This window comes from Heyndrickxia ginsengihumi, from assembly GCF_011008565.1.
GTDB classification, from domain to species: domain Bacteria; phylum Bacillota; class Bacilli; order Bacillales; family Bacillaceae_C; genus Weizmannia; species Weizmannia ginsengihumi.
The window spans coordinates 1-6094 of the sequence record NZ_JAAIWK010000049.1 but is presented as its reverse complement, the minus strand read 5'-3'; the positions used below and the strand labels follow the sequence as shown (position 1 = coordinate 6094).

Below are 6094 nucleotides of genomic sequence, written 5' to 3'. Positions count from 1 at the left end.
GATCAAAGGGGCTAGCTAGAACTAAATATACTGCAATCGCTAAGTAAATTAATGTTGCAATGATATTTTTTTTATTCATTCTTGCACCTCCTTTTATTTAATTTTAAACGTTTTATTTGTATTATACGAATCGGTTGTATAATTACTTGTATGATTAATATAACTGTATTCTACACCTTTACCTTTTTTAGCTGCTGAAAGAAAAGGTTTCATTTGTGCTTTTACACTTTGTCCATAAACATACGATAGAGCACCTATCCATCCCTTGTAAGATCCTCCTAATGCAGCTGCCCAATCTGAAGCCGTACTTATTTGATTTGCTTGTTTTGCTATTTTTTTCACTTTAGATGGAGACATATAACTCGTTATTTTATAACAAGTATATCCTGGGTGGTCATGATGATACCTGGTAGCAGCAGCTTCACTTGTAACTGGATTCAAAACAATAATACTTACTAACACCATTGCTAAAAATACTGGAATAGATTTCTTCATTTTGTTGGACCTCCCCCAAATAATGTAAATTTATCCAATAATATCATTATACACCTTCTGTAAGCGCATTCGTTGGATTTTTTTGAATTTATAGTTACATTTTTGGGGGGGGTTCTCTCTCAGAACAGGGGTCAAAATTAGTTTTATAAATAAAAAAAGCAATTCCTATTATAAGGAATTGCTTTTTTTCCATATCTACGAAGTTAAAAAGATATGGAAAAGGCACAATCTCTGTAATCAGTTATAGCACCTTTTATTTTTGATTACAAATTATGGGGAAGTGTCAACGGTAAATCGGACTGAGTGAGGAACGAACGAGGGAGAATTTAAGGAGTTGACACGAGCGCATGATTTACACCCTCTTGGCATTGTCGAACCTTTTCGGTTCGACCTGCCAACCGGCGAGGGAGCCCCCTCAAAATTGAGGGGGTTGGGGGAGTTTTTATATGGGGTCAAGGGGATTCATCCCCTTGTGGGTTTGGGCAAAGCCCAAGGTTTTTTGCACGCTGAGGCGTGCTTCGGCGATAGCCGAAAGAGCCTCGCAGAGCCCACACTTTACCTAGTAAAGTATAGTGGGTTATACTTTACATGGAAGTAGTGCCGAATTTTGGTCGGAGCGTGGTGGTCAAAAATGAGTATGTTGGCGGCTCGAATGCAGAAGATGAAAGCCAATAATCTAGCAGGAATTGAGAGACATAATAAACGGATTTATAAGAATCATAGTAACGAAGATATTGACGGGGAACTGTCGTACCTGAATTACGATTTGATGAATCGCCAAGGGAAATATGCGGATGTTGTGAAGGAGATTATTGAATCCCAAAAAGAAGGGAATCGGGCAATTCGGTCTGATGCAGTATTGGTTAACGAGTGGATTATTACCAGTGATAAAGCTTTCTTTAAAGATATGAATCCTGAAGAAAGGGATCGCTTCTTCCAGGAAGCGACCAATTGGTTCAAAGAACGCTATGGTCAACAAAATATTGCCTATGCGCAGGTCCATTTAGATGAACGGACACCTCATATGCACTTAGGAGTCGTTCCTATGCGTGATGGTAAACTTTCAGCTAAGACTGTATTTAATCGTCAGGAGTTAAGGGCGATTCAGGAAGAACTCCCAAAACATTTGCAGGAAAAAGGTTTTGAGATTCAACGGGGTAAAGAGGAATCTGAACGTAAGCATTTATCTGTTCCTGAATACAAGGAAGCTAAAGAAGAAGCCAAAAAATTGAAAGAAGAAACGAAAAAGATTGTTTCTAAGGCTTCTCAAATTGCCGATTTTCACGACAACATTCAAGAACGAGTTAAAACCCTTAAGGAAGCGAATAACGCCTTAGAAAGCGAAATAAAGCGAAAAAAAGAGTTGATCAAAGAACATACGCAGCGTGTAGAAAAATTGGCCTCAGAAGTAAAATCAAAGAATCCCCCGAAGTTGTACCGTGCAAATAAGGTAGAACCGATTTATGAACCTAAATTTAAAGTGGAGAAATTACGGGGACGGGCACTAAAAATAGACGTAGATGAGTACAACAAAATGTTGAATAGCCAACGAAAATATCAAGAAATTCATGAAAGATTGATAGATAACTTTAATCATCTCGCAGAAAAATATTATAGGGTGAAAAACAATAGAAATTTGCTTGCAAGTGAACTGGAAAGGGTCACGAAGGCATTGCCAATTCAGAATGAATACTTTGTACCTGCAACTGAACTTCAAAAAGCGCAAAAGGAGATCCAAGAAAGGGACAAGATTATTCAAGCAAAGGATAAAATCATTGAGGAACAAGAAGAACATATAAATAGCTTGGAAAAAACAATTATGCGGTGTGCTGAATTTATTCGAGATATGCGTAAACAAGCCTTTGATTTGGTAAATGATTTAGCCCAACGAATGAAGATTGTACCGTTAGTCAACAAGCTGATTCAACAAGAGAAGGAGCAGAAGCAGATTCAAGTTGATATGGAGGGAAAGAAATCCGAACTATCAAGAAAACAGAAATCTAGGGCTGATGATTGGGAGATGGAGCGCTAGTTCTAGCAATCTCCTATAGATTGTCATACATTTGATATTGCAGCAAAAGCTATAAAAAGGAATAGCAAGCATTATGGTTATTTGCATAAAAATACTAACTCAACTTCCGATAATATACATTATGGTAAACTGATAAATCCCTTTAACGGCTTCATATCAATATTTGTTAATTAATGCTTGCAAAATCAATATGCACTATTTTATACATTGTTGATATTAAAGCGTTTTGGGGACATCTGATTACCATTTTGTACATATGTTTTTGCATAAAATCCTGCATATTTTTGCCATCCCAACTGCAAGAGCATAAGGTAAACATGCTATCACTGGACGTGTAGATCAAGCAGAGCCTGATGTTAGTATGATAGTGTAAAAATAAAAATACTATGCGAATGCTATGCATTTTTCTAATCTTGCTATGCAAAAACTATGCGAAAATACATTCCTTAAATTTTAGCTTTCAACTAAATCCGCATTATGTTGAAAGCTAAAAAAGCTGTATTGGTTGTTTTTAAGCTCATACAACCCCGTGGTAACTTCAATTTTACCAGATAATCACAGTATTTTAGTTTATGTAATGTAATTTAATTTAATTTAATTAAATAACTCCTAATTCCTTTTCAAGTTCGTAACGCTCTTCATAAAACATTTGATCTAATATGTTATTGACAATACCCCAATAGCAAGCATAAATATTTTTACGAATACGATTTTTTTTGATTTGTCTTACAAGTTGTCTAAAGCTATCACAAGCCATATCAGTGATTTCAGAAAAAGTATAATCAAGTTTGCTTGTTGCACATTTTACAACTTTCCACAATTCTTCAATGGTATTTGCAGAATCATAAAAATTTGAGGCAAGGTCTTTAAATTTCTTTGGAACACGATTTGATGTAAATTCTGTTTCATCACCGTTATAACGTTTATTTATAATATTTTGTTTTAAAGAATATAAATTGTTTTCTTGGTGTGACATTTCCATTTTTTTACTGCTTGATACAATGGGATTTTCAATCTCCTCTTGTGTGACATTTTGATGATTGGATCCAAAAACTTCTTCTAAAGGTTGAATTACAATAGCGTTTGATGTTTGCTGCATATCAGAATTACGTTTCATTTCATATTGACGAATGATACCTAGCTCTTCTAGTTTTTTGCAAGCACGTATAATCGTTCTACGGCTTTTACCGATTAATTCTCCAATTTGATTCTTACGAAGAAAACTAACTCCTGTATACTTAGCACTGTAGCGATGTAATAGATCTAATACAGCTACACACGTTTTGTTCAATTCAGTTGAAAGCATTTCTTTGTATGTACGTACAGTTTCGTTTAGTTGATCAATCGTTTCAAATGTTGATAAATTTTTATATGTTTCTTCACTTGCAATGAGTGTAATTGCTTTTTTTCTCATGTCTAGTCTTCTCCTTTTTAAGGAAAACGAAAAAGAGCATTGTCTGTCGTAAAAAATGTGTACGACAAACAACGCTCTTCATAACTAGACAAAGTTTTCCTCTTGAAATTCCCTTTTATATGCCTTAATATGGGTATATAAAAAAGTAGTTTCAAGAGTCTTGAGCAAGTGTTTGTCGTGTGTCGGCACGACGGACGGTATAAGGATGTTCCAGCATCACTTATACGGCCAAGACTCTTTTTTATTTTCCGATCTTATAGTTATTTTTAGTATAATACTAGATTGTCTGATAGACAACTTCAAACAGTAAGAAAAATGATAATTAATAAATCTAAATGCGCGAATGCTATGCATTTTTCTAATCTTGCTATGCAAAAACTATGCGAAAATACATTCCTTAAATTTTAGCTTTCAACTAAATTCGTATTATATTGAAAGCTGAAAAAGCTATATTGGTTATTTTTAAGCTCATACGACCTTTTTTGTTAGACCGAATGTTTTAACCTTTAAATTGAATTTCTAAGGATGTTCCAGCATCACTTATACGGCCAAGACTCTTTTTTATTTTTTTAAATGGATAGACAAAACGTAATATTCAAAAAAATGATAGACTTCCCAATGAAAAAAATGGTACTATTTTTTTCATTGGGATAATTTACTATTCCAATAGACTTACAAGAGCATAGATAGGGGGAGTTATTGTTGAAGGTTTTGAAAATGTTAACAGTGCCAGCTTTGGGAGCCGCAATATTATTTTCAGGAACTCATACTAATGTCTTTGCAGCTAATAATGATAATCAAAAAGCAAAAACTATTGAAAGCCATCAAGAGATTACAGATCTAAATAAGTTATATGAAAGAGCTCAAAAGGGGATAAGCGACTTAAGTTTTTCTAGCGAGAAAAGCTTAAGTACTAAATCTTCTCTTTCCTTAAAAGAGAAAAGCAACAATAATGAATTGAACTTTCATAAGTACCAAACAGCTCAATTATTAACTGTAAAACAAGAAGCAGATGGTACAAAAATCAAGACATATGCAGTTACTACAATGGAAGTAGCTCCTACACAAACGGTTAAGACAAATACTATTGCTCCAAAAAATAATCTAATTAGAATGTCAGTAGATGCTTCTAAATCCGACTCAAAATGGGATTCGACTATTGGGGTAAAAGCATATTCAACTGTCTATTATGACAACAAAACTGATCCGAGGGGCTCAAAACATTGGGACATGTCAAAAGTAAAAGGTGGATGGAAGGTAACTGACAATAGATATAGTCTTTCAGGCATGAAAGTAACATATGGACAAAATGGTTGGAGTTATTGGAAGGGTGGAGTTGTTACTGGTCAAGTATCTACTAAGTATCCCAAAGGCACAACCTTTTCTTACACAGTACCATCATCTTGGAAGCCTGTTGTTGCTAACGGTTCATTTTCAGTTGGAGGATCTGCTGTAGGTTGTACTTCGTATGTTAAAATTAAAAAATCTGGTAGTAAATCCTGGAGTTTAAGTTTTACAAATAACTTAGGAAGCTAACAGCAAAAATTGAGGCATACGCCTCAATTTTTGCTGTTTTTTAGTTATAATATATTTCAACCCCTAAAATAGTCCTTGGATGGAGGAAGTAAATTTATGGTTAGATCATTTATAGCTGGTGTCATAATAGCTCTTATTATTTCTATAATTGGCATCGCAATTAAATTTAGTGTAAGTCAAATATTTTTTATAGTTTCGCTCGTTATTATAATCTTAGCTGTGCTTGTATCGGGTTTTGGAGTGAGTGGAGACCGGATTAGGGCAAATACATCTAATGAAACAAAAGAAGATAGAAATTGGAGAATAAATTTTTCAAGAAACTTAATTATTTTATCAATTCCGAGCATTATCGGATTTATTGTCTCTCGATATTTACTATAGCGTAATAAGTCTTATAAGAGCTAAATCGTGGAGGATGAGTGATTGTGGTAAGCAAAATTCAAGAACACGATTAGTATTATTTTTATATTTATGACGAAATGAATATGGGTTTGCAAATATCACGAGGAGTGAGGACATTGACTTTTGCTGTAGTTGGATTGTCGGTTTTGACTTTAGCCATTAATGCAGTAACGATCGGTATCATGATAAAAAATAAGGTATGGGTAAGCTAAAAG

At 34.4% G+C, this 6094-nt stretch carries 5 protein-coding genes; 3 read left to right on the top strand and 2 right to left on the bottom strand.

The window, feature by feature from the left end; all coding sequences use genetic code 11:
* Positions 1 to 93: 93 nt before the first annotated feature.
* Positions 94 to 495 carry a hypothetical protein gene (locus tag G4D61_RS17690; protein ID WP_163174629.1) on the bottom strand — a complete coding sequence of 134 codons (402 nt, stop codon included), beginning with the start codon at positions 493 to 495 and terminating at the stop codon, positions 94 to 96.
* 631 nt (positions 496 to 1126) lie between these two features.
* On the opposite strand from G4D61_RS17690, the gene mobV reads away from it, so the two are divergent.
* Positions 1127 to 2527: a MobV family relaxase gene (mobV, locus tag G4D61_RS17685; protein ID WP_163174627.1), complete on the top strand. Its 1401-nt coding sequence runs from the start codon at positions 1127 to 1129 to the stop codon at positions 2525 to 2527.
* 598 nt (positions 2528 to 3125) lie between these two features.
* Here mobV and G4D61_RS17680 read toward each other — a convergent pair.
* Positions 3126 to 3941, bottom strand: a complete 816-nt coding sequence (locus G4D61_RS17680; RefSeq protein ID WP_163174625.1) for a helix-turn-helix domain-containing protein — start codon at positions 3939 to 3941, stop codon at positions 3126 to 3128.
* 702 nt (positions 3942 to 4643) lie between these two features.
* Here G4D61_RS17680 and G4D61_RS17675 point away from each other — a divergent pair.
* Positions 4644 to 5477 carry a DUF4057 domain-containing protein gene (locus G4D61_RS17675; RefSeq protein ID WP_163174623.1) on the top strand — a complete coding sequence of 278 codons (834 nt, stop codon included), beginning with the start codon at positions 4644 to 4646 and terminating at the stop codon, positions 5475 to 5477.
* A 96-nt stretch (positions 5478 to 5573) separates the two neighbouring features.
* Positions 5574 to 5858 (top strand): DUF5316 family protein, encoded by a 285-nt coding sequence (locus tag G4D61_RS17670; RefSeq protein WP_163174621.1) that lies wholly within the window; start codon positions 5574 to 5576, stop codon positions 5856 to 5858.
* Positions 5859 to 6094: the final 236 nt, after the last annotated feature.